The sequence below is a fragment of the Novosphingobium mangrovisedimenti genome, assembly GCF_025153475.1.
GTDB lineage: Bacteria > Pseudomonadota > Alphaproteobacteria > Sphingomonadales > Sphingomonadaceae > Novosphingobium > Novosphingobium mangrovi_A.
The window spans coordinates 1-359 of record NZ_JANZXA010000069.1 but is presented as its reverse complement, the minus strand read 5'-3'; the positions used below and the strand labels follow the sequence as shown (position 1 = coordinate 359).

Genomic DNA, 359 nt, shown 5'->3' with positions numbered 1-359 from the left:
GCCGATCAGGCCCCACAGGCCGCTGACGGTTCGCTCACCCGCCTTTCGGAGCATGGCCTTGAGCCGGGAGAACGCCTTCTCGATCGGATTGAAGTCCGGGCTGTAGGGCGGAAGGAAGCGCAGGGCTGCGCGAGCTGGCGGCGGAGCGTCGCCGGTTCGGCTATCGACGCTTGGGCTATCTGCTGGCGCGTGAGGGCATGAGGCCCAACCACAAGAATCTGCTGCGGCAATAGCCTGTCAATGGGCACCGAAGTTTCCGCAGATGTGGGCGCTTAAAATTCCCTATGCTGGCGGTTCAGGACGGTCGGTGATCAGCCGTATTCGGGATCAGGATTTCCTTTCTTTGTCGGCCGGCCACG

General features: G+C 62.7%; 1 pseudogene. It reads right to left on the bottom strand.

From position 1 onward, the window contains the following. Positions 1–129 (bottom strand): annotated as a pseudogene (locus NZK81_RS21500) (transposase); the annotation flags it as partial. Positions 130–359: the final 230 nt, after the last annotated feature.